The 24,156-nt window shown below is 32.5% G+C and carries 23 protein-coding genes; 11 read left to right on the top strand and 12 right to left on the bottom strand.

The genetic code is table 11. The features are described 5' to 3' along the window. Nucleotides 1-62: 62 nt before the first annotated feature. The 7 genes from ABJD66_RS04465 to ABJD66_RS04435 all read right to left on the bottom strand — a co-directional run bounded on the left by ABJD66_RS04465 (nt 63) and on the right by ABJD66_RS04435 (nt 7,257). Nucleotides 63-1,232, bottom strand: a complete 1,170-nt coding sequence (locus tag ABJD66_RS04465; RefSeq protein ID WP_100895126.1) for an acyl-CoA dehydrogenase family protein — start codon at nt 1,230-1,232, stop codon at nt 63-65. Between the two features lie 12 nt (nt 1,233-1,244). Then, entirely contained in the window at nt 1,245-2,120 is an 876-nt protein-coding gene (locus tag ABJD66_RS04460) for a helix-hairpin-helix domain-containing protein (RefSeq protein ID WP_348128693.1), read from the bottom strand. 8 nt (nt 2,121-2,128) lie between these two features. Then, on the bottom strand, nt 2,129-4,201 hold the full coding sequence (locus tag ABJD66_RS04455; protein ID WP_100895124.1) for an amino acid carrier protein: 2,073 nt from the start codon (nt 4,199-4,201) through the stop codon (nt 2,129-2,131). An 81-nt stretch (nt 4,202-4,282) separates the two neighbouring features. Further along, entirely contained in the window at nt 4,283-5,296 is a 1,014-nt protein-coding gene (locus ABJD66_RS04450) for a potassium channel protein (protein ID WP_100895123.1), read from the bottom strand. A 75-nt stretch (nt 5,297-5,371) separates the two neighbouring features. Then, the gene (locus ABJD66_RS04445; protein ID WP_072304946.1) at nt 5,372-5,599 is read right to left on the bottom strand and encodes a PspC domain-containing protein; all 228 of its coding nucleotides are present in this window, start codon (nt 5,597-5,599) and stop codon (nt 5,372-5,374) included. 9 nt (nt 5,600-5,608) lie between these two features. Next, nucleotides 5,609-6,892, bottom strand: coding sequence for a DUF2851 family protein (locus tag ABJD66_RS04440; RefSeq protein ID WP_348128687.1), 1,284 nt, complete (start codon nt 6,890-6,892; stop codon nt 5,609-5,611). A 53-nt stretch (nt 6,893-6,945) separates the two neighbouring features. Then, nucleotides 6,946-7,257 (bottom strand): rhodanese-like domain-containing protein, encoded by a 312-nt coding sequence (locus ABJD66_RS04435; protein WP_303544999.1) that lies wholly within the window; start codon nt 7,255-7,257, stop codon nt 6,946-6,948. 72 nt (nt 7,258-7,329) lie between these two features. Between ABJD66_RS04435 and ABJD66_RS04430 the strand changes: the two genes are divergently transcribed. The 9 genes from ABJD66_RS04430 to trpA all read left to right on the top strand — a co-directional run bounded on the left by ABJD66_RS04430 (nt 7,330) and on the right by trpA (nt 15,022). Then, complete coding sequence (locus tag ABJD66_RS04430; protein WP_100895120.1) at nt 7,330-7,788, top strand: MarR family transcriptional regulator; 459 nt, start codon at nt 7,330-7,332, stop codon at nt 7,786-7,788. A 20-nt stretch (nt 7,789-7,808) separates the two neighbouring features. After that, nucleotides 7,809-8,369, top strand: a complete 561-nt coding sequence (locus ABJD66_RS04425; protein ID WP_303545003.1) for a YceI family protein — start codon at nt 7,809-7,811, stop codon at nt 8,367-8,369. Between the two features lie 241 nt (nt 8,370-8,610). Then, on the top strand, nt 8,611-10,008 hold the full coding sequence (locus tag ABJD66_RS04420; RefSeq protein WP_303545006.1) for an anthranilate synthase component I family protein: 1,398 nt from the start codon (nt 8,611-8,613) through the stop codon (nt 10,006-10,008). A gap of 4 nt (nt 10,009-10,012) precedes the next feature. Beyond that, nucleotides 10,013-10,576 carry an aminodeoxychorismate/anthranilate synthase component II gene (locus ABJD66_RS04415; protein WP_348128682.1) on the top strand — a complete coding sequence of 188 codons (564 nt, stop codon included), beginning with the start codon at nt 10,013-10,015 and terminating at the stop codon, nt 10,574-10,576. Nucleotides 10,577-10,621: 45 nt separating this feature from the next. Beyond that, entirely contained in the window at nt 10,622-11,614 is a 993-nt protein-coding gene (gene trpD, locus ABJD66_RS04410) for an anthranilate phosphoribosyltransferase (protein WP_348128679.1), read from the top strand. Continuing rightward, nucleotides 11,615-12,397, top strand: a complete 783-nt coding sequence (trpC, locus tag ABJD66_RS04405) for an indole-3-glycerol phosphate synthase TrpC (RefSeq protein WP_348128676.1) — start codon at nt 11,615-11,617, stop codon at nt 12,395-12,397. It abuts the gene before it with no gap. Next, nucleotides 12,397-13,038 (top strand): phosphoribosylanthranilate isomerase, encoded by a 642-nt coding sequence (locus ABJD66_RS04400; RefSeq protein WP_348128673.1) that lies wholly within the window; start codon nt 12,397-12,399, stop codon nt 13,036-13,038. The genes trpC and ABJD66_RS04400 overlap by 1 nt, the downstream gene beginning before the upstream one ends. A gap of 31 nt (nt 13,039-13,069) precedes the next feature. Beyond that, complete coding sequence (trpB, locus tag ABJD66_RS04395; RefSeq protein WP_348128670.1) at nt 13,070-14,251, top strand: tryptophan synthase subunit beta; 1,182 nt, start codon at nt 13,070-13,072, stop codon at nt 14,249-14,251. Nucleotides 14,252-14,260: 9 nt separating this feature from the next. Beyond that, nucleotides 14,261-15,022 carry a tryptophan synthase subunit alpha gene (trpA, locus tag ABJD66_RS04390; protein ID WP_348128667.1) on the top strand — a complete coding sequence of 254 codons (762 nt, stop codon included), beginning with the start codon at nt 14,261-14,263 and terminating at the stop codon, nt 15,020-15,022. A gap of 66 nt (nt 15,023-15,088) precedes the next feature. On the opposite strand, the gene ABJD66_RS04385 is transcribed toward trpA, so the two are convergent. The 4 genes from ABJD66_RS04385 to ABJD66_RS04370 form a co-directional block, all read right to left on the bottom strand. Continuing rightward, complete coding sequence (locus ABJD66_RS04385) at nt 15,089-16,024, bottom strand: glycerophosphodiester phosphodiesterase family protein (protein ID WP_348128664.1); 936 nt, start codon at nt 16,022-16,024, stop codon at nt 15,089-15,091. After that, nucleotides 16,021-16,896 carry an alpha/beta hydrolase gene (locus ABJD66_RS04380; protein ID WP_348128661.1) on the bottom strand — a complete coding sequence of 292 codons (876 nt, stop codon included), beginning with the start codon at nt 16,894-16,896 and terminating at the stop codon, nt 16,021-16,023. The genes ABJD66_RS04385 and ABJD66_RS04380 overlap by 4 nt, the downstream gene beginning before the upstream one ends. Before the next feature lie 102 nt (nt 16,897-16,998). Then, the gene (locus tag ABJD66_RS04375) at nt 16,999-19,500 is read right to left on the bottom strand and encodes a TonB-dependent receptor (protein WP_348128658.1); all 2,502 of its coding nucleotides are present in this window, start codon (nt 19,498-19,500) and stop codon (nt 16,999-17,001) included. Between the two features lie 295 nt (nt 19,501-19,795). Then, nucleotides 19,796-21,433 (bottom strand): ABC-F family ATP-binding cassette domain-containing protein, encoded by a 1,638-nt coding sequence (locus tag ABJD66_RS04370; protein WP_348128655.1) that lies wholly within the window; start codon nt 21,431-21,433, stop codon nt 19,796-19,798. A 182-nt stretch (nt 21,434-21,615) separates the two neighbouring features. Here ABJD66_RS04370 and ABJD66_RS04365 point away from each other — a divergent pair, with 182 nt between their 5' ends. Next, nucleotides 21,616-21,756 carry a hypothetical protein gene (locus ABJD66_RS04365; RefSeq protein ID WP_198519415.1) on the top strand — a complete coding sequence of 47 codons (141 nt, stop codon included), beginning with the start codon at nt 21,616-21,618 and terminating at the stop codon, nt 21,754-21,756. Between the two features lie 175 nt (nt 21,757-21,931). After that, nucleotides 21,932-22,723 (top strand): DUF3575 domain-containing protein, encoded by a 792-nt coding sequence (locus ABJD66_RS04360; protein ID WP_100895101.1) that lies wholly within the window; start codon nt 21,932-21,934, stop codon nt 22,721-22,723. Nucleotides 22,724-22,906: 183 nt separating this feature from the next. Here ABJD66_RS04360 and ABJD66_RS04355 read toward each other — a convergent pair. Beyond that, nucleotides 22,907-24,156, bottom strand: a 1,250-nt coding sequence (locus tag ABJD66_RS04355; protein ID WP_348128650.1) for a biotin/lipoyl-containing protein, incomplete at its 5' end; no start/stop codon positions are given.

Here is a 24,156-nt window from a genome sequence, read left to right as displayed (position 1 = left end):
TTAGTTTCTATAACCCCGATAATCAATAGTCTCTTGGATTTTTTTTGCTAAAATTGGTAAAACTATTTTGTTGCTGGTTTGTACTCCTTCTTATCTATTACCATTTTAGCAATAATCTCCCTCAAGATTTCACTAGTGCCACCACCAATAGGACCAAGCCTACTATCTCTAAGCATCCTAGCCATAGGATAATCTTCCATATAACCATAACCCCCTAAAAACTGCAAACATCCGTAGATAACCTCATCTGCCATTTTTGTAGACTTAAGCTTAGATATTGTAGCTTCTTTTACAACGTACTCTCCTTTGTTTAGCCTGTAAGCTACAGAATAGTTATACTCTCTACAAATCTCCATATCTGCATATAAATCTGAGTATGTATGACGAAGCGCCTGGTATTTATCTATTGTTTTACCAAATGTAGTACGCTCTGACATGTATTGACGTGCATAATCCAAAGCAAATTCTGCTCTTGCATGCGCATTAACTCCCATTATTAACCTCTCTAAGGCAAAGTGCTGCATAATATAGGAAAAGCCTTTTCCCTCTTCTCCCATTAAATTAGACGCAGGTATGGTTACATTGTCAAAAGCTATTTCTGCGGTATCAGACGCTCTCCATCCAAGTTTATTTAACTTAGATGCAGATACACCTGCTGTTTCTTTATCCACCATAAAAATACTAATACCCTTATTACCTAATTCAGGACTTGTTTTAGCCGCAACAACCATATAGTCTGCGTAAACCCCGTTAGTAATAAAAGTTTTAGAACCGTTTAAAATATAGGTATCACCTTTTTTTTCTGCAGTAGTCCTCATACCAGCAACATCACTACCTCCAAAAGGCTCAGAAACACATAAACATCCTATTTTTTCACCAGCAATACTCGCCGTTAAATAGTTATCCTTAATAGCATTATCCCCTTCTTTATTAACGTGTGTCATTGCCAAGTACGCGTGTGCCCACATTGCAGCTGCAAATCCTCCAGAGTTAATCTTTTGTAATTCTTCTAAAAAAATAATCGTATAAAAAAGATCCAAGTCTAACCCTCCGTACTCTTCTGGTGACGCCAAGCCAAAGTAGCCCATATCTCCAAATTTTTTCCAAATAGAACGATCTATAGTACCAGACTCTTCCCACTTATCTATGTTAGGAACAACTTCTTTTTTTAAAAATTCTTTTAAACTTTCTCTAAATAATTGATGCTCTTCTGTGAAGTACATACCTGCCATACCTGTTGTTTTTTAATCAATGCTCAAATATAACTTAATTCTATCAATCTTATTCACAGTAAAACCCTCAATATTTACTAAATCGTTAAAAGATGTAAATCTTCCGTTTGCTTCTCTATAAGACACAATAGCTTTAGCAACATTGTATTTTATATAAACAAGCTTAGCTATTTCATAAGCACTAGCCTCATTTATATTAATAGGAACAACATTTGGTTTATTAAGCACTTTAAATTGCTTTGCAAGACGCTTTACAACTTCTGGCTCTAGCCCGTAAACATCTTGTAACTGCTCATCAACTACAAAACCACCTAACCTATCTCTAAACTTTACTATTCTAGCAGATAATTTTTCTCCAATACCATTTACTACTTGCAAGTCTACTACTGTGGCTTTATTAATATCCTTAACTATATAATTGATACTTTTAGTTGACTTGTTAGCAACAACTAATTTTTTATCAAATTTTGAAGTTTTCCAATCTGGAAATTTAAAATAAGGAGATATGCTATTTAACAATGAGTCTGACACGTTTGTTACACGCTTAAAATCTGCTACAGAATTTACATATTTATTTGTTGCTCTATAGGCGTGTAGCTTATCTATTTCCTCTATAGACATTCCTAAAGTATACCCTTTATAATCTGATATATAATTAGGATTAAAAGGATACAACTTAAATGTATTTTTTTCTATAGATTGATTTTTTAAAGAATCTATTGTAGCCTGCAGTTCCTTACTATGTGTAAGACTGTTTTCTGAAGAAAAAAATAAACCATTAGAAACAGCGTAATAAACAACCTGAAGAATTACAATAAATAATAACAAAAAGAAAATCCCACTCTGCTGGTCTTTATCAAACCGAAAGTGGGATTTAAAATTCTTCATTATAACTTTTATTTCTTTTCTACCATCTGCTTTTTAAACAGTTGGTTAGATTTTAATTTTCTAAAGTATTCTGATAGATCTTTTTTAACCTCACCAGACATAATATACAAACCAATTATATTAGGAAAAGACATTGCCAAAATCATCATATCTGAAAAATCTAACACTGCTCCTAAACTAACCGAAGCTCCTATTACAACAAACACTAAGAAAAACATCTTATAAATAAATTCTGTTCTTTTACTTTTTCCAAATAAGTAAGTCCAAGCACGCATACCGTAATAAGACCAAGAAATCATTGTAGAAAATGCAAATAAGAAAACAGCCAATGCAAGTACATATGGGAACCAAGAAATTTGACTACCAAAAGCATCTGATGTTAATTGTGCACCAGCCATACCCTCTACTTCGTGCATACCTGTAAATATTAATACCAATGCAGTTAATGTACAAACCACTACAGTATCTATAAAAGGCTCTAAAAGAGCCACAAAACCTTCTGACGGAGGATTATTTGTTTTTGCTGTACTATGCGCAATTGCTGCAGAGCCCACACCAGCTTCATTAGAGAATGCTGCTCTCTGAAAACCTACAACCAATACACCTATTACACCACCTTTTAAGGCAGACGGACTAAACGCACCTTCTACTATTGCAGAAAAAGCAGGTCCAATATTTTGAATATTCATTACAATTACCGCTAAAGCAGCTACAACATATATAGACGCCATAACCGGTACAATTTTACCAGTTACTTTAGCAATACTATTAATACCACCAATAATAACAACACCAACTAATATTGCTGTTACAATACCAAACCAAAATCCGTTACCAGCAAGTGCAGGAAATTGACCCGCTAACTGCTCAAAAGATTGATTAGCTTGGAACATATTACCACCACCAAAAGAAGCACCAACTGCCAATACTGCAAACAAACCTGCAAGCACTTTACCTAGTCCTTTCATATTTCTTTTTTCTAGCCCGTAACGCAAATAGTTCATTGGACCTCCAAATACCCTACCATCAGGTAAAATATCTCGGTACTTTACACCTAAAGTACATTCTACAAATTTTGAAGACATTCCTAGTAAACCACATACTATCATCCAAAAAGTAGCACCTGCGCCACCCAAAGATACCGCTACAGCTACACCAGCAATGTTACCCAAACCTACAGTACCAGATACCGCAGTAGCTAATGCCTGAAAGTGAGTTACCTGACCTGGAGCGTCTGGATCATCATATTTACCTTTTGCTAATTCTAATGCATGTCCAAATCCACGAATATTAATAAAGCCCATTCTTACAGTAAAGAAAGTAGCCCCCAACACTAACCAAATAACAATAAAAGAAATTGGTTTAGTTAAAGGATCTCCGTTTGGATGTGTTAATACAATTGGCTCATCATAATTAATTTCTGCAAAATAGTGAGCACCTTGTTCTATTACGTGTTCTTTATTTTCTGAGTTGTAAACAACATTACCCTCTTTAGTAATTTGATCCAAAGTACCGTTTGCTAAAGCTTTTATGCTTATTTCCTCACCAGCATTATTAGACAAAACAGCTATTGGCTCTCCTTGCTTTACTTTTTCTCCGTTAGATTTAAGCCATTTTTTTAATGTAAACTTATCGTCTAATTCAGGAGACCAATTAGGAATACCAACTCTTTTAGAGTCTGCATACACTACAGGATCATAAATACCAATAGCAGCAAAAGGGTCCCAAAACAAAACAGACCCCAAAGCACTTACAGCTGGAGTCATGGTACCGTTAAAAACTTCGGTAATTGCTTCTGATTCTACAGTAAAAACTTTAGTTACACTTTTACCACTAGAATCTGAAATTATACAGGTATAAGATATACCTTCTACTAATCCTGTTGCCTTATTTGAGCTTAAAGGAGTGCTCTGGTTACTCCATTTATAGGTATAAGGGGCTTCTCCTCCGCTTACCTCTAACTTAATCACTCCATCATTAATAGAATTTGAGGGATTAAAAACTTTTCCTTCTACGCTAAAATCCTGAGCAAAAACAGACATAGACATAATAAAAGAAAGAAAATATAGGTATTTCTTCATCGTTGATTGAATTTTTTGAGTTAGTTAGGGCAGCAATATCCAAAAAATAATCAACTCAATCAAGGAATTTTCATTAAATTATCAATCAATCTGGAAGATTTCATTCAATTTCATAATTTGCTCTGGCCTACCCAAAACTATAACTTTACTTTTAGATTCTAGCTGCAAATTAGCTTCTGGATTAATAATATATTCACCATCAGGAGCAATGTAACCTATTATAGTACAACCTGTTCTTTTTCTTAAATCTAAATCTCTTATAGAGTTACTTGTTATGTTATCTGTTAAATCCTCTATAGCAATTTCTTCTAAAGTTGTGGTGTGTTTACCCTCTGTAGAAAGCTTATCTAAAAAACTAATTAAATCTGGCATTACCACTAAAGATGCCATATGATCACCACCTATTTTATCTGGCATTATAACTTTATCCGCTCCTGCTAATATTAATTTACGTTCTGAGTTTACCAACGAGGCCCTGCTAATAATAAAAAGATTTTTGTTTAATTGCCTACTAGATAACACTACAAATAAATTTGATGCATCATCTGGCATTGCTGTAATTAAATATTTTGCTTTAGCTACGCCTGCCTCTATTAAAGATTCATCATCCGTGGCATCACCCTCAATAAAAAGAATGTCTTCTTCATACTTTTCAATTACTTCTTTGTCTTTCTCTATAACTACAAAAGGTCTCTTATAACTACTTAGACGTTCTGCTGCTTGCGCACCATTTCTTCCGTAACCACAAATAATAATATGACCAGAAAAATCTTTTATTTTATTTTTCACACGCTTCTTTTTTAAAATTTGTAAAGAATTTTTACCCAAAACATATTCTGTAACCACAGATATTGCATAAGCAACAATAAAAACACTAGATATTATTAAAAATATAGTAAAAATTTTAGATGGCGTATCTAAGGGTTTTACCTCTGAAAAACCAACAGTTGCCATTGTAATTACTGTCATATACACAGCTTCCATCCAACTATAATTAGATATATACCTGTAACCCAAGACTCCTATTACTAAAATAGAAACAATTAATAGCTGCGCTATATAAATTTTGGACCTAAATAGTTTTAAAAGCTTCACTTAATATTATGATGTTAATTACAAAGATATTGGTTGCTTTTTTGCAACAATTTTCTTTTAGAAGGTATTGTATTGTTACAAGTCAAATACAGAAGTTCTTTTAGTGTACAACAGGTCTTTAATTTTTAACCAAAAAGCCAAAAACAAATACAATGCAAAACCAAACCCTAAGGTTGCAAAAGTTAGGTATATAAAAGATGTACGCACAATACGCGCTCGTATACCAAAACGCTCTGCAATACGCCTACAAACCTCAAAACCTCGTTTTTGAAAATAGTATAAAATGTTATAGAAAAATTTCATACCATAAAATTAACCATTTCTACTTAATAAACTACTACCAACAGCACATTGCAAGCATTTATTTTTTGTACAATACATTTTATACAATTGCAAAACAGCCTGACTATCTTTTGCGTTTTGCATATTAAGCTTTATATTTTTAAAGCCCGAAACAATACTATTTTGCTCTTTATCTAAAGCAGTACTTATTTCCAAAATATTTTCATTATCATCTTTACCCACATATTTAGAATAACAAAAGCGCAAAGGTAAAATGGTGTTAATTATTAATAAATTTACAAAAGACTTGGTTAGTCTTTTTTTACTAACCTTAGATTCTTTACCAAACGTATAATGATTATCCCAATAATTACTAGCTACAACATTACATAAATCATAAATTTGATCTACTGTTTTTGCTTGCATTAGTTTTGCAAATAAAGTTTGATGCTTACCATACAAAGCACATAATTGAGATAAACGTATTGTAGGAAAATTGGTTGGTCTTAATTTAAAAAAAGCTACTGAAACCTGATCATAAATAGTAAAATTAAATTTATGTGCTAAAAAAGCATATTCTTTTTTCAACTCTAAATAGTAGTTATCTAAAATTTCATCATTTTGTAACAAACCAGACATACCAAATAAAAGGCTTTCTGCTTGTAATGGTTTTACACTTACTTTTTTAAAAACACTAAAATCTATATTTTTTGCAAGTTGCAAAAACGACTCTCCATTTATTGCAGAGCCAAAATTTTTCATCAATAAAGCAAAAAGCACATGCTCCCAATTGTTATTAGAATCTGTTAAAAGTTGTTGTATTAAGATTGATTTTTGCTCTAAACGCTCAAAATACAAACGATCTAACCAATTTTGCATTAAAAAAGAATCTACTGTCGCTACGTCTTTTTCGCAATTGATAAATTTTTGGTTCTGTGAAGAAAATAATTGCTTGTAATTATTTAAAATATGTAAAGGAATATAGTCTTTTAAAACAAGCGTAGGAATTTCTGAGTTGTCTGGCCTAAAAACTGTAGCATCTTCTTGCCAAACAACGTGTAAAATTACATTATCGTAATTTTTATCTTTCTCATGATTGTGGACATACCAGTCTGATGCGTTTATGTGTATTTCTACATTACCTGCCCAAAGCTGGTTTCCTATTTTTAATTGCGCATTAAAAAAGTCTGGCCCTTCATTATAGTTATGCGTGCCAACAGACGTAATTGTAATTGCATCTCCCTTTGTTGTTTGCAAGCCTTTTAATTGTATTTTTTTATATTTCCATATAAAATGTAAAAGGTCTTCACGCATAACTATATTAAAATTGTTTGCTTACTAAAGTAAACAAAAGAAAGTTAACAAGCCTATTGCTCAGCAACTTCACCTTCCCAATTCATAAAACCGCCTTCTAAATTATAAGCGTTTTCAAAACCAATGCTATTCATAATTGCACAAGCCTGCCCACTGCGGTTACCAGATCTGCAATACACATAGTATGTTTTAGTTTTGTCTAATTTTTCAAGTTCATCTATAAAACCTTGACCTTTGTAAATGTCTATATTTACTGCATTTGGTATAATACCTTCAGCTATTTCATCTTCAGTTCTTACGTCTAATATAAAAGCGTTGGCATCCTCTGCCATTTTTGCGCTCCACTCTTGTTGTGTTAAATCCATATTAAATATTTTTTTTCAAAAGTAATTAAAATAAAAATTACATACATTTGTATATACAATTATTGTAGCAACATGGATGTAGATAAAATTTTAAAAACGAATAAGCCATTACCTCTAGAAGGTAAAACAATTATTCATTTGACTTTAGTACACCAGCACATCTCTGAAAAAACAACAGAAGCCTTAAAACCTTTTGATGTTTCTGTACAGCAATTTAATGTATTACGCATTTTAAAAGGCCAAAACGGAAAAGCTGCTAACCTTAGTACTTTAAACGAACGTATGGTTTCTAAAATGAGCAACACTACAAGATTAGTAGATAAACTTATTCTAAAAAAACTAGTTAAAAGAAGTATTTGCCCTGATAACAGAAGAAAAATAGAAATTTACATCACTAAAAAAGGGAAAGATGAGTTGGTTAAAATGAGTAAAGCCATGCTAAATATGGAAGAGTTACTATTAAAAAATGTTACACAAGAAGACTTAATATCCTTAAATAAACTTTTAAATAAATTAAATACAGACAATTAAAACAAATAAAAACAAGAATTATGAAAAAATTATCAATTAGTATTTTAGCATTAGTATTTTCTGTTGCTTCATTAACAGCTCAAGAGAAAAAAATTAATACAGAGTCTAGTAAAATCACCTGGAAAGGATACAAAGTAACTGGTTCTCATGAAGGAACTTTAAAATTTAAAGACGGTTCTTTAGTTTTTAAAAATGATAAACTATCTGCTGGTGAATTTGTTGTAGATATGACAACTTTAACAGTTACAGATTTAGAAGGTGGAATGAAAGGAAAATTAGAAGGACACTTAAAGTCTGATGATTTCTTTAGCACAGAAAAAAACACAACATCTAAACTAGTTTTTACAGTTGGTAAAGCAACAGGTAAAAATGCATATGCAGCAAAAGGTAATCTAACAATAAAAAACATTACAAAACCTGTAGACTTTACAATATCTGTATATGGTAGCAAAGCAACAGCTAGCTTAAAAATAGACAGAACAGACTTTGACATTAAATACAAGTCTGGTAGTTTTATTGAAAACTTAGGAGACAAAGCTATTTATGACGATTTTGATCTTGTTGTAGATTTACAATTCTAAATAAAACAAAACCAATAAATGTTTTAAACCTCACTTTTGTGAGGTTTTTTATTTTTTATGCAACTCTTGTTGGGTATTATAAAATTCCTTTATATATTTGACCTAATGAAAATAACAACTAACATATGGTGGTGGAACAACTTACGTCAAACGTCGTGAGCAAAGCACCATTGTAACAATATACATAAAAGGCTTGTCTATCACGACAAGCCTTTTTTTTATTTAAAAATTTAAAGTTAAAATGAAATACAATCTAACATCGCACTACAAAAAAATACTGGCAGACACCATTACTCCTGTTAGTATGTACTTAAAAATTAGAGATAAATTTCCTAATAGTATTTTATTAGAAAGTAGCGACTACCACGCAAATAATAATAGTTTTTCCTATATCTGCTGCAATCCTATTGCATCTATAAAGATAGAAAATGAAACTATTTTAGAGAATTACCCAGATGGTACTAGTACTGCTACAACTATAGACAGTAGTGTAGATGTAGCAACAGTATTACACAATTTTAGCAATAAATTTAGCTCTAACAATAACGACTTTAAATTTATAAACAATGGCCTTTTTGGCTATATGGCTTATGATTCTGTTCGTTATTTTGAGGACATAAACATTACTAAAAAAGATAATTCTGTTATTATACCAGATATGTATTATGCGGTATATAAAAATGTAATTGCTATTAATCATTTTAAAAATGAAGCCTACATATTTGCACACACCTACAATACAGAAAATAACATACCAGAAATAGAACAATTATTAAATGTTAGAAACTTTGCTACGTATAACTTTGCAAAAGAAGGCGAAGCAACTTCTAACTTAACAGATAAAGAGTTTTTAGACCAAGTAGATTTAGCTAAAAAGCATTGCCAGCGTGGAGACGTTTTTCAACTTGTTTTATCTAGAAGGTTTTCTCAGGAATTTAAAGGAGACGAATTTAATGTATACCGCGCTTTACGCTCTGTAAACCCATCTCCTTACCTATTTTATTTTGATTATGGAGATTTTAAAATATTTGGTAGCTCGCCAGAGGCACAAATTATTGTAAAAGATGGTAAGGCAGAAATTCACCCAATTGCTGGTACTTTTAAACGTACAGGTAACGATGAAAAAGATGCAATTATTGCCAAAGAATTAACAGAAGACGACAAAGAAAACAGTGAACACGTTATGCTGGTAGATTTAGCCAGAAACGATTTAAGTAGAAACGGAAACACAGTTACCGTAGAAAACTATAGAGAGGTTCAGTTTTTCTCTCACGTAATACATTTGGTATCTAAAGTTACAGGTATTAAAAAAGATAACATACCTACAATGAAGGTTGTTGCAGACACTTTTCCTGCTGGTACTTTAAGCGGTGCGCCTAAGCATATGGCTATGCAACTTATAGAAAAATATGAAAAAACTAGTCGTGGATACTACGGTGGCGCCATTGGTTTTATGGATTTTAATGGGAATTTTAATCACGCTATAATGATTAGAACTTTTTTAAGTAAAAACCATCAATTACACTACCAAGCTGGTGCTGGTTTAGTTGCCGCATCTAACCCAAAAGACGAACTACAAGAAACATACAACAAATTAGGAGCACTAACCAAAGCTTTAGAAATAGCTGAGAATATTTAAGACAATGAAAAAAATACTAGTTATAGATAATTACGACAGTTTTACATACAATTTAGTGCACTACCTAGAAGATTTAGATTGTGATGTTACAGTAAAACGAAACGACCAACTTACACTTGAAGAAGTAGATGCTTTTGAAAAAATAGTACTTTCTCCAGGTCCTGGGATTCCGGATGAAGCAGGTTTACTAAAACAAATTATTGCTACATACGCTCCAACTAAAACCATTTTAGGTGTTTGTTTAGGTCAACAAGCCATTGGTGAAGTTTTTGGCGGTTCTTTAATTAATTTAGAGCAAGTTTACCACGGTATTGCTACTACAATTACAGTAACAAAAGACGATGTTTTATTTGCAGGTTTAGGCAAAGAATTAAAGGTTGGGCGCTACCATTCTTGGGTTGTAAACCCAGATTTACCAGAGGTTTTAGAAGCTACTTCTGTAGATGAAAACGGACAAATAATGTCTTTACGCCATAAGGTTTATGATGTTAACGCTGTACAGTTTCATCCAGAATCTGTTTTAACACCAGAAGGCAAACAAATGCTAAAAAATTGGGTAAATAAGTAAAATAAACAGTTTGTAAAATTTACTTATTCAATTAAAAAAATAAAAATGAAAACAATATTAAATAGATTAATTAATCACGAAATTCTTTCTAAAGAAGATGCCAAAAATGTTTTGGTTAACATAGCCAAAGGCGATTATAACACAAGTCAAATTGCAGCTTTTTTAACTGTTTATATGATGCGCAGCGTTACTATTGAAGAGTTAGAAGGTTTTAGAGATGCATTACTAGAGCTATGTTTGGCGGTAGATTTATCTGCCTATAATCCCATAGATTTATGCGGTACCGGTGGCGATGGTAAAGACACTTTTAATATTTCTACGCTTGCTTCTTTTGTTACTGCTGGTGCCGGTATTAAAGTTACTAAACACGGCAATTACGGTGTGTCTAGTAAATGTGGTAGTAGTAATGTAATGGAGTCTTTAGGAATTAAATTTAGTAATGACGCTGACTTTTTAGAAAAAACTATAGATGAAGCTGGTATTTGCGTGTTACACGCGCCGCTTTTTCACCCTGCAATGAAAAATGTTGCGCCAATACGTAAAGAGTTAGCTGTTAAAACATTCTTTAATATGCTGGGCCCAATGGTAAACCCTGCTTTTCCTAAAAACCAAATGGTAGGTGTTTTCAATTTAGAATTAGCAAGAATGTATGGGTATCTTTATCAAAATACAGACAAAAACTTTACTGTTTTACACGCCTTAGATGGTTATGATGAAATTAGCTTAACCGGCAATACAAAAACAATATCACGCCTATCAGAAAATATGCTTAAACCAGAAGATTTTGGAGTACAGCAAATTAAACAATCTGATATTGTTGGTGGCGATACAGTAGAGGCTTCTGCAAAAATATTTGTAGACATTTTAAGTGGTAAAGGTACAGATCCACAAAACAATGTTGTTTGTGCCAATGCAGGTATTGCAATTGCTACAGTACAAAATATTACACCTAAAGAAGGCTTTTTAATGGCGCAAGAATCTTTGCGTAGCGGTAAAGGATTAGAAGCATTAAAAAAATTACAAAAGCTAAGTGCATAAATGGATATCTTAGAAAAAATAGTACGCGACAAACGCAAGGAGGTAGATTTAAGAAAATCTCTTATTCCTGTACCTCAATTAGAAGCTTCAGTTTTATTTAACAGCCCTACTAATTCTTTAGCTACAGCATTAAAAAATAGTAGTTCTGGTATTATTGCAGAACATAAAAGAAGATCACCATCAAAAGCAGTCATAAATAATAGCCTATCTGTACAAGATGTTGCTACTGGTTACCAAAATGCTGGTGTTTGCGGTATGTCTGTTTTAACAGATGGTAAATACTTTGGTGGCTCTTTAGATGACTTGTTAACCGCTAGAGCTGCAGTGCAAATGCCATTACTACGTAAAGAATTTATTATAGATGAATATCAAATACTAGAAGCAAAAGCCTATGGCGCAGATGTTATTTTACTAATTGCTGCCATACTTACTAGAGATGAAATAAAACAATTTTCTGAGTTTGCTAAAAGCTTAAACTTAGATGTTTTATTGGAAGTACACAACGAGGAAGAGTTGCACAAATCTATTATGCCTAGTTTAGATATGTTAGGTGTAAATAATCGTAATTTAAAAACGTTCACGGTGAGTTTAGATACTAGTAAATCTCTATCTAAATTAATACCTAATGATTTTGTTAAAGTATCTGAAAGTGGCATTAGTAACATAGAAGCTATTAAAGAATTACAACCCTATGGTTACAAAGGCTTTTTAATAGGTGAAAATTTTATGAAAACTGATAATCCTGGCGATAGTGCTACCAATTTTATTAAATCTTTAGCCTAATGAAACTAAAAGTTTGCGGTATGAAGTATCTAGAAAATATGGAGGCTATTGCTACATTGCAACCAGATTTTCTAGGTTTTATATTTTGGGAGCCTTCTTCTCGGTTTTTTAATGGTGAAATGGGTAACATTCCTAAAAACATTAAAAAAGTTGGTGTTTTTGTTGATGCTGATTTGGATTATGTTGTAGATCGTATAAACCAGTATAATTTAGATATTGTACAATTACACGGTAAAGAGTCTCCTGAATTTTGTAAAGGCTTGCGAAATTCTAATTTGGGATTAAAAGGTAAACAACCACAAATAATAAAAGTTTTTTCTATTAAAGATAGTTTTGATTTTAGCATTCTTGCTCCTTTTGAAAAAGTATGCGATTACTTTTTATTTGACACAAAAGGTAAACTACCTGGCGGCAACGGCTATACATTTAACTGGTCTGTTTTAGAAAATTACACATCTACAAAACCTTACTTTTTAAGTGGTGGTATTGGTATAAAAGATGCAGATAAGATTAAAGCATTTTTACACACACCTGCATCTAAATACTGTGTTGTACTAGATGTAAATAGTAGTTTTGAAACAGAACCAGGATTAAAGAATATTGAAAAATTAAAAGAATTTAAAACAGCATTAAGTATCTAAACTAAGTACTTAATACTTAACACTAATTCAGATGAATTATAATGTAACAGAAAAAGGATATTACGGAACATTTGGCGGTGCCTATATTCCAGAAATGTTATATCCTAACGTAGAAAACCTACGTCAAAATTACCTTAAAGTTATGGCAGAGCCCGACTTTAAAGCAGAGTTTGATCAGCTTTTAAAAGATTACGTAGGCAGGCCATCTCCTTTGTACTTTGCAAAAAGATTGTCTGAGAAGTACAATACAAAAGTCTATTTAAAAAGAGAAGATCTTAACCACACAGGTGCACACAAGGTAAATAATACTATCGGTCAGATTTTAATGGCTAAAAAACTAGGCAAACAACGTATTATTGCAGAGACTGGTGCTGGCCAACACGGTGTTGCTACAGCTACAGTTTGCGCACTAATGGGTATGGATTGTGTTGTTTATATGGGAGAGATTGATATTGCTCGCCAAGCACCAAACGTAGCACGTATGAAAATGCTTGGAGCAGAAGTAAGACCTGCTCTTTCTGGTAGTAAAACATTAAAAGATGCTACTAATGAAGCTATTCGTGATTGGATTAACAATCCTGTAGACACCCATTATATTATTGGTTCTGCAATTGGACCGCATCCTTATCCAGATATGGTTACTAGGTTTCAATCTGTAATATCTGAAGAAATAAAATGGCAGCTAAAAGAAAAAGAAGGACGCGAAAATCCGGATTATGTAGTTGCATGTATTGGTGGTGGTAGTAATGCTGCTGGTACATATTATCACTTTTTGCATCAAGAAGAAGTTGGCATTATTGCTGTAGAAGCTGCTGGAAAAGGAGTAAATTCTGGCGAAAGCGCTGCTACATCTGCTCTTGGAAAAGAAGGTGTTATACACGGTTGTAAAACTTTATTAATGCAAACGCAAGACGGACAAATTACAGAGCCCTACTCTATTTCTGCTGGTTTAGATTACCCAGGTGTGGGACCATTACACGCACATTTATATAAATCTGGAAGAGGAGAATTTTACTCTGCCACAGATGATGAGGCTATGCAATCTGGCTTGGAATTAACCAAATTAGAAGGTATTATACCTGCTATAGAAAGTAGCCACGCTTTAGCAATTTTTAAACATAAAACTTTTAAACCAGACGATGTAGTTGTACTAAGTTTATCTGGCCGTGGTGATAAAGATTTAGATAATTACATCAAATATTTTAATTTATAAAATTGTATAATGAATAGAATTAATCAGAAAATGCAAGAAGATAAAAAACTTCTTTCATTGTACTTTACAGCAGGTTACCCAGAGCTGAACAACACAGTTAAAATAATTGAAGGTTTAGAAGCCAGCGGTATAGATATGATTGAAATTGGATTGCCTTTTAGTGATCCACTAGCAGATGGACCAACCATACAAAACAGCTCTACAATTGCGCTTAAAAATGGTATGACCACCAACTTACTTTTTGAGCAATTAAAAGATATACGTAAAACAGTTTCTATACCTCTAATTGTTATGGGATATTTTAACCCAATGTTACAATATGGAGTTGAAGCCTTTTGCAAAAAATGTGCAGAAATTGGTATAGACGGTTTAATTATGCCAGATTTACCTTTGGCTGTTTACCAGGATGAATACGAAGTTATTTTTAAAAAGTACAATTTAAAAAACATCTTTTTAATTACACCACAAACTAGCAACGAGCGTATTAAGCAAATTGATGAAGCCTCTGATTCCTTTATTTATATGGTAAGTTCTGCTAGTGTAACGGGGTCTAAATCTGGCTTTGGAGATGAGCAAACTGCTTATTTTAAACGCATAGCTAGCATGCAACTTAAAAACCCACAAATTGTTGGTTTTGGTATTAACAACAACGAGACATTTACACAAGCAACAGAAGATGCAAAAGGTGCAATTATTGGCTCTGCATTTATAAAACACCTAACAGAAAATGGTGTAGATACCATTAAAGAATTTGTACAAAAAATAAGATAAAAATTTATTTTCTTAAGCATAAAAAAAGCTGTTTCAACTATGAAACAGCTTTTTAGTTTTTGGTTATTATTTTCTGTATTGTATAGCCTTGTTAGGGTAATCTGTAATTAAACCATCTACTCCCATTGCTAATAGGTTTTCCATATCAGTCTCATTATTAACTGTCCAAGGAATAACTTTCATATTTTTAGAGTGTAGTTCTGCTATAACTTCTTTAGATAACATACTATGTAACGGACTATATATTTGTGGTACAAACCCTAATGTATCTAAATTAGTTTTTACATCATCTTTATATATCAAAGCAGCCAATGTGTACTCTGGATAATTTTGATGTAAATATTGCAACACTCTAAAATCAAAACTTTGTAGCACTACATTTTCTACAGCAATTTTATCTTTAATAGTCGCTATAACTAAATCAGAAAAATCTTTTGGATTAGGGTGATAAATACCATCTCCCTCTGGTAAACTCTTAATTTCTATATTATATTTTATTGGTGTTGCATTACCTGCTGTTAAAGAATCTGCAAGAGCTATAACATCTAACAATAAAGGTTTAGTTACAAACTGTTTTTCTTGCTCTGGAAACTTAACGTTACCCATACTACCACAGTCGTATTTTTGAGTTTGCTTGTACGTATGCTCATAAATATTTAATGCAATCGAATCTTTTTTAGCAATAGTTTGCCCAAGAGAATCCATACAAAAAAGCGGATTAAAATAAGGCTCATGAGATACCAAAACTTGTTTATCTTTAGTTACAGCCAAATCTAGCTCAATAGTATTTACACCCAATTCTATTGCTTTTGTAAAAGCTGGTATGCTATTCTCTGGCATTAAACCTCTAGCACCACGGTGACCTTCTAAATCAAAATTATAAGTTACTACTGTTTCTTCAACCGGAGCTGTGTCTTCTTTTTTTTCTTTCTTTTTATCGCTCTGCTTACAAGCCATAAAACCAAGGCCAATAAGCCCGCAAATAACTATTTTTAATTTCATTTTATAATTTTATTTAAAAAGTCAACTGTATTTAAATACACACCTTCCCAATCTTTGGATCTAATATCACTTGCTATAACGTGATTTCCACTTCTTGGAAAAGCCATTTTAGTTTTATCTTCTTCTGGCGTTCCTAGAGCATTAAACATTACTTGCATTGCTGGCACAGAAACAACTTTATCTTGCTCTTCTTCATTTTTATAATAGTATCCTAAAAACACAGGACAAGTGACTTTTGAAAAAGTTTCTGTTGTCATTGTATTTGTAAGCATAGTAATTAATGAAATATAGCCATTTATGTGATAGTTGGTAGACCAATATTTTGCTTCTAATTCTGGACGTTTTTGCACTTGCATTGTACCTCCTAAAGCCTTGATAAATTGCTCTTTTCCTCCTGGTTGTATTACTGCTTTCATTGCTGGGTTAAGCAAATCTATAAACGGAGAATACAAAACCAACGCTTTTATATCTTTATCTTCTGCTGCTATTGCCAAGCTTAATGTACCACCTGTAGATGTGCTAATTACAATAACCTCATCTCCTAACAGTTTGCCATAAGCAATTGCTTGTTTTGCAGATGCAATGTAATTCTCAGGTGTTAAGTTTTCAAACGTATTATCTCTGTAAATTCCGTGCTCCTCTAAACGAGCCATATAGGTGTTTGCTTTAAAGTGAGTAGATAACTGAGACATTACTGGCTCACCTTCTGCATAACTAGCTCCAAAACCGTGCAAATACACAAAAGCTATAGGAGATTTTTTATACTTATAATCGTCTGACCATATAATATGTGCTTCATTATCTTTCTTAAGACCAACAACATTACTCTCCTCTATTTGTATATTTTTCTCTAACTCTTTTAGTTTTTGCATTTTTGCCCCTTTTTGTGCGGTTGCAAAAAACGCAAATACTAGAAATAAAGAAAGAATATATGTATTTTTATTTTTCATTTAATTGTTTTTTAATTATTTAGTTTAAAAATTTACAGACAATTGCAATCCGTAAAATGCAGGAGGACCAGCAATAAAAGTTGGTATACCAAAAGCACCACCTGTATTACCAGCATCTATAATAAACTCCTCGTCTAAAACATTAGTTGCATACAAACTAATCTCATATTTATCTTGTATGGTTACACCTGCTCTAATGTTTAGTAAACCATAACCATCTTGAGATATGTTTGGTAAATTAGTTTCCTCAAAAAATACTTTGGACTTGTAAGTGTATGTTGGCCTTAAAAACACAGCAACTTTATCATTTAATGTAGGGTTGATATTAAACCCTGCAGAGAAAGAATGTTCTGGTGTTAACCTAAACGTATTTCCTGCCAATTGCTGTGGGTTACCGTCTGAATCTTCATCGTCAAAAGAAGCATCTATATAACCGTAATTAGCAAAGAAAGAACTGCTCTTTGCAAACTGATACTGCATAGCAGCCTCAAAACCTAATGCAGTTGCACTACCACTATCATTAGGAAGTATTACCAAACCATCTGTTTCGTCTAAACGTGCTATTGTTGTTTGAAAGTTACTGTAGTCATAAAAGTACCCATTTACATCAAACTGTAGTTTATTGTCTAACATTAATGATTTTAGTCCTAACTCATAAGACCAAACAGTTTCGTCTGACAACACATTTACTTCTGTAGCTGATACATTAATTACATTTGGTCTTCTTCCGCGTGCAACATTACCAAAAACAGTTACCGCATCACTTAAATCATAATTAACTGCAAACCTACCTACTGCAGATGTAAATGTTTCACTAGCTGTAATTTTTCCATTTGTTGGCGTAAATAAGTTGTTAGGATAAGCTCCTAAAAAGTTACCTAACACCCCTGGATTATCTGCATTTATAACTTCTAAACCTGCGTTACTGTTTTCTAAGGTTGCTCTTAGTCCTAATGTAAGAGTTAGCTTATTTGTAACATCATAAGAAGCATCTGCAAAAATATCACCAGAATAATTTTCTCCGTAATTAATAGAGTTTTCGCTATTAAAAGGTAATAATGGAGCACCTGCCAATGGTCCAAAACTGCCAGGATCATTAGGAATGTTAGGGAACAAAGTAGGTACACCGTTTACTACCAAAGCATCTGTAGCTACTAAAAGCGCTAGGTAACTTTGCTCATTAACCTCAAAAGGTACTGCTTGTGATCCGTTTTCATAAAAGAAATTTGCTCCCACAAAACCAGATAATTTATCATCATTATCAAAATTAAAACGTACTTCTTGACTAAATTGTTCTCCTTCTGCAACCTCTCTAAAAAATAAAACTGGTGCTGCTGTACCATCTGCATCAAAGGCTTCATCTGAGTTAAATTTTCGGTATGCAGAAATAGAAGTTACATCCCACTTGTCATTAAGTGACGACTTTAAAATTCCTGTAAAACCATAAACTGTACGGTCTAAACCCAGTTCTTTACCACGCTCTAAGTCTGCAAAAGAGTTAGGATTTAAATCGCCTCCTAAAGGAGCAAAAGTTCCACTTTTAAAAGAAGTACCTGGAGGTGTATCTTGTTGCCAATTTGCAATAAAATCAAACGTAGTATTATCACTAATCATATATTTTAAAGAACCTCTAAGTGCCAAAGTTTCTTTACCATTTAGGTCTCCTCCAGAAAGGTTTTCTATATACCCATCTCTTCTATTGTAAATTGCAGCTACACGAGCAAATAACTTATCTTTTACCAAAGGAGTATTTACATAACCGTTTACTAAAAACTGATTGTAATTACCAATACCTGTTTTTAAAGAAGCAGAAGTCTCATTTTTAGCTTTATTTTGAATAATGTGCATTGCTCCAATTTGCGCCCCTCTACCAAAAAGAGTTCCTTGTGGGCCTTTTAAAACCTCTACACGTTCTATATCAAACAGCTCTACAACAGAACCACGAGATTTACTAATAGACACTCCGTCTTGAAAAACGGAAACTCTTGGCTCTACTCTAGAGTCACCGCTATCACTAGTAATACCCCTTACAACAATGCCCGGGTTATTTACACTTTGAATTTGGATTTGCAAACCTGGTACATAATCTGAAAAAGTATCATACTCAAACGTACCTTGATTGTTTATAAACTCACTACCGTAAGAGGTAATTGCAATTGGCACATCTTTATTTAACTGCTCTCTTTTTTGTGCTGTAACCACTAAACCATCCAACTGAAAAGAAGGTTCCTTTAATTTAAAATTTACTGTAGTATTTGGGGTAGAAATTGTTACTGATTTTTTTATATTCTTGTACCCTAAGTAAGATACTGTAACTGTATATGTTTTATAGACTAAGTCATCAATTTTATAAGCTCCAGATTCATCTGTAACCGCGCCCATAGAAATGCTCTGTATAACCACATTAGCTCCAATTACAGGAGCTCCTGTTTCATCTACTACTTGCCCGTTAAGATTTCCTTTGTTTTGTGCCGCAACAGTACATACTGTTAGTAATAATAAAATAAAATAGTAATTCTTTTTCATTGTGTGTTTTTAAGTTGCCCAAAACTATATAGCTATTGTTAAGCTAAAAGTGCGGCTACTTTATAATAATGTTACACAAACATTAACACGCATTAAGTAAGTATTAATAAAAAGTTACTATTGTTAATACAAGTTTAAACAAAACACACAACTAGCTCATAAACAAATAATTAACATTAAAAGTGTTATTCAACTTATAAATTGTACAACCATTCAATATATACAATAAAAAAAGCCCTAAACAATATAATTAAATATAATGTTTAGGACTTGTATCAAAAATTAAAAACAATCGCTATTTTTTTAAATCGATGTCTTTTATGTTTTTAATCTTATTACGTTCTAAAAAGGCATCAATAGTTTCAAAATGTTCTATTACACGTTGATCTTTAAACTCAAATACTTTTTCTGCTAACCCTTGTAGAAAATCACGGTCGTGAGAAACTAGTATTAAAGTACCATCAAAATCTAACAATGCTTCTTTTAAAACATCTTTAGACTTTAAATCTAAATGATTTGTAGGCTCATCTAATATTAAAAGGTTTACCGGTTCTAACAATAGTTTTACCATTGCTAACCTTGTTTTTTCACCTCCAGATAGTACACTTACTTTTTTATCTACATCATCACCTTTAAACATAAACCTACCCAAAATATTTTTTATTTGCGTACGTACATCTCCTTTAGCAACCTCATCTACCGTCTGAAAAATAGTTAAATCTGGATCTAGTAATGAAGCTTGGTTTTGAGCAAAGTAACCTACTTGCACATTGTGCCCTAAACTACACTTACCTTCGTACTCTATTTCTCCCAAGATAGATTTTATCATTGTAGATTTACCTTCTCCGTTTCTACCTACAAAAGATACTTTTTCTCCTCTGGAGATAGACATACTTGCGTTTTTAAACACAGTGTGATCTCCGTATGTTTTGGTTAAATCTTCAACAGTTACAGGGTAATCTCCAGAACGTTGCGCTGATGGGAATGACAACCTTAAAGCCGAATTATCTACTTCATCAATCTCTATAATATCTAGTTTTTCTAACATACGTTCTCTAGATGTAACCTGATTTGTTTTGGAATACGTTCCTTTAAACCGCTCTATAAAACGCATATTGTCCTCTATAAACTTCTGCTGTTCTTCATATGCTTTTATTTGGTGTGCTCTACGCTCTTCTCTTAATTGCAAATAGTGAGAGTAATTTGCCTTGTAGTCGTAAATTTTACCCATAGTAACCTCTATGGTTCTATTAGTAATATTGTCTATAAAAGCCCTGTCATGTGATATTACCATTACAGCTTTTGCTTTGTTTACTAAAAAGTCTTCTAACCAAATTACAGATTCTATATCTATATGGTTTGTTGGCTCATCTAACAAAATTAAGTCTGGCTTTTGCAGTAGTATTTTTGCAAGTTCTATACGCATACGCCAACCACCACTAAACTCACTTGTTTGTCTTGTAAAATCTTCCGACCTAAAACCTAAGCCTTTTAATGCTTTTTCTACCTCAGCATCATAATTTACATCTTCTAAGGCATAATATTGCTCTCCAAGCTCAGATACCTCTTCTATAATCTTCATATAGGCATCACTCTCATAATCTGTTCTTGTCTCTAGCTCTTTGTTTAAAAAGTCCATACGGTCTCTCATTGTAAAAACGTGACTAAAAGCCTTAGAAGCCTCCTCTACAACCGTACAATTATCCTCTGCAAGTAAATGCTGAGGCAAGTAAGCTATTACAGTATCTTTAGGACAACTAACTTTGCCTTTAGTAGCCTTTTGTTTACCGGCAACAATTTTCATCATTGTAGATTTACCTGCACCGTTTTTTCCCATAAGTGCTATTTTATCATTTTCATTAATAACAAAATTTACACCACTAAATAAGGTTGTTCCACTAAATTCTACTGCAATATTATCTACTGTAATCATCTGTATATTTTAAAGACTGCAAAACTAACAAAAAGTAAAGTATGTAATACGTAGTTTAAATAGTTTAGTAAAAAATATACAAAAAGCCATTTAACACTCATTAACAAAGACTTAGAAGTATATTAACTGAGAAACTATAAGTTATCTTGTATATTAACCTTGAACTTAAAAAATAAAATGACATGGGAATTATTGAAGATAAGAGATTAAAAAGAAAAGTAAAACAAACAAACCCTACAAACCCTACTGGGAACACCAATATAAACACTAACAAATTTGATATTGACTCTGAAACCATTAAGGATCAGCAAAATAAGAAATAACCCCACTAGTTTTTATATGCAAAAGCCCTGAGATCTTTATGATTTTCAGGGCTTTTCTTTTTTTACAAAAAAATACGTTAGTAGTAATTTAAAGTAAAATTTTAAAAAATAAAGTCATATTATTGCAATAATTTCCTACGGAAATAGTTTTATTTAATCAATTTAAAAACAAATAATGAAAAAACAAATTTTACTACTTACTACATTCTTATCTGTTACATGTTTTACGTATGCACAAGAATTAGAACCTACTGAACAAGCTAATAATGAAGAACAGTCTACTTTAGAGTATCAAGACAAAAAAAACATTGCTAAACTTAGTTTAACAAGTTTGGTCTTTAGAAACTTTCAGTTTCAGTACGAAAGAGTTTTAAACAAAACTTTTTCTGTTGCATTATCTTATGGTACAATACCTGAAGGTGGTATTCCTTTTGGAAGTTCTTTTGTTGATGAAGACGAAGATGATGACTTGTCTAACATTGTTAACAATGGTAAAATGAGCTACTCTAGTTTTACACCAGAAGTACGTATTTATACAGGAAAAAAAGGATATGGAAAAGGCTTTTATTTAGCTCCATTTTTTAGAGCATCTAAATACACTTTTAAAAATGTGAACTTTAGCTATGATGCAGATGGTGGTGGAACAGAAACTTTAACTACTAGCGGTACTATTAAAGGGAGTACTTTTGGCTTATTAATTGGATCTCAGTTTAACTTAGGAAGTAACCTTGTTTTAGACTGGTGGATTGCTGGTCCGCATATTGGATCTAGTAATGGAAATTTAAAAGGTGTGTCATCTAGAGTTTTATCTCAGAACGAACAAGATGCATTATTAGAAACTTTACAAGACACAGATATTCCTTTAGTAGATACAGAGTATAAAGTTGATGCTAATGGCGCAGAAATAGATTTAGATGGTCCTTGGGCTGGCGTACGTGCTGGTTTAAGTATTGGATATAGATTTTAAATACTAAATAATTAATTACATATAAGCCCTAAAGTCTAAGAATAGATTTTAGGGCTTATATTTTATACGTGTTAACTCATAATTATTTATTACAGTAATACACTTTGTTAGATAAAAATTAAAAAAACACCACTCTTCTACAGCAAGAAGAATGGTGTTTATTATTTTACAAAGCTACAATCGCTATTTAAGTACTAGCACTAAATCATCAGAATTTACTAAGGAACCACCAGATAAATGCACTTTATCTACAACACCTTCTGCTGTTGCGGTAACGGTAGTTTCCATTTTCATAGCTTCAATTACAAATAAAGGCTGGTTCTTTTTAACCTCTTCTCCTTTTTTAACTAAAACATTAGATAATAAACCTTGCAGTGGAGCACCTACTTCTTTATCATTTTCTTTATCAGCTTTAATATTTTGAGCTTTAACAACTTTTATTGCCTTATCCTTAACCATAACATTACGTAGCTGTCCGTTAATTTTAAAGAATATGCTTACGTTTCCGTTTTCATCAGGTTCGCCTTTTAACATTAATGATACTAGCACGTTTTTACCACGATCTAGCTCTACTATAATTTCTTCACCTACTTCCATACCATAAAAGAAGTTCTTTGTTGGTATGTTCATAACATTACCATATTTAACATGGTTGTTATAAGCATCTGTAAATACTTTTGGATATAGCTTGTAAGACAAGAAATCTGTCATTTCTAAATCTCTACCCATACCTTTTCTAAATTTACGCTTAAAAGACTTAAACTCTTTATCAAAATCTATAGGTTCTAAATGTGCATTTGGTCTTTCTGTATATGCATCTTGGTCCTTTAAAATTATTTTTTGAAGCTCTTTTGGAAAGCCTCCTACAGGCTGACCTAAATCTCCTTTAAAGAAACTAATTACAGACTGAGGAAAAGAAATTGAATCTCCTTTTTCTAAAACATCTTGCACAGTTAAATTATTACTAATCATATACTGCGCCATATCACCTACTACTTTAGAGCTAGGCGTTACTTTTATAATATCTCCAAAAAGCTGATTTACTTCTCCATACATTTTTGTTACATCAGGAAACTTATCCTCTAAACCAAGAGCAATTGCTTGTCCTTTTAAGTTAGAATATTGTCCTCCAGGAATCTCATGCTTATATACTTCTCCTGTACCAGATTTTAGTCCAGACTCAAACGTGTAGTAATAATTACGTACAGTTTCCCAATAGTTAGAGTATTCTGCTAACTTATCTGTATCTAATTTATTTTCGCGTTCGTGAAAACGTAACATTTCTACTAGAGAATTAAAGTTTGGTTGAGACGTTAAACCAGACAATCCGCCTAGTGCTACATCTACAACATCTACACCTGCTTCTATAGCTTTTAAATACATTGCTCCCTGTATAGAAGATGTATCATGTGTATGCAAATGTATTGGTATAT

Origin of the sequence: Cellulophaga sp. (assembly GCF_039943695.1) — a bacterium.
Taxonomy (GTDB): Bacteria; Bacteroidota; Bacteroidia; order Flavobacteriales; family Flavobacteriaceae; genus Cellulophaga.
This window is presented reverse-complemented; position numbering and strand designations above follow the sequence as displayed.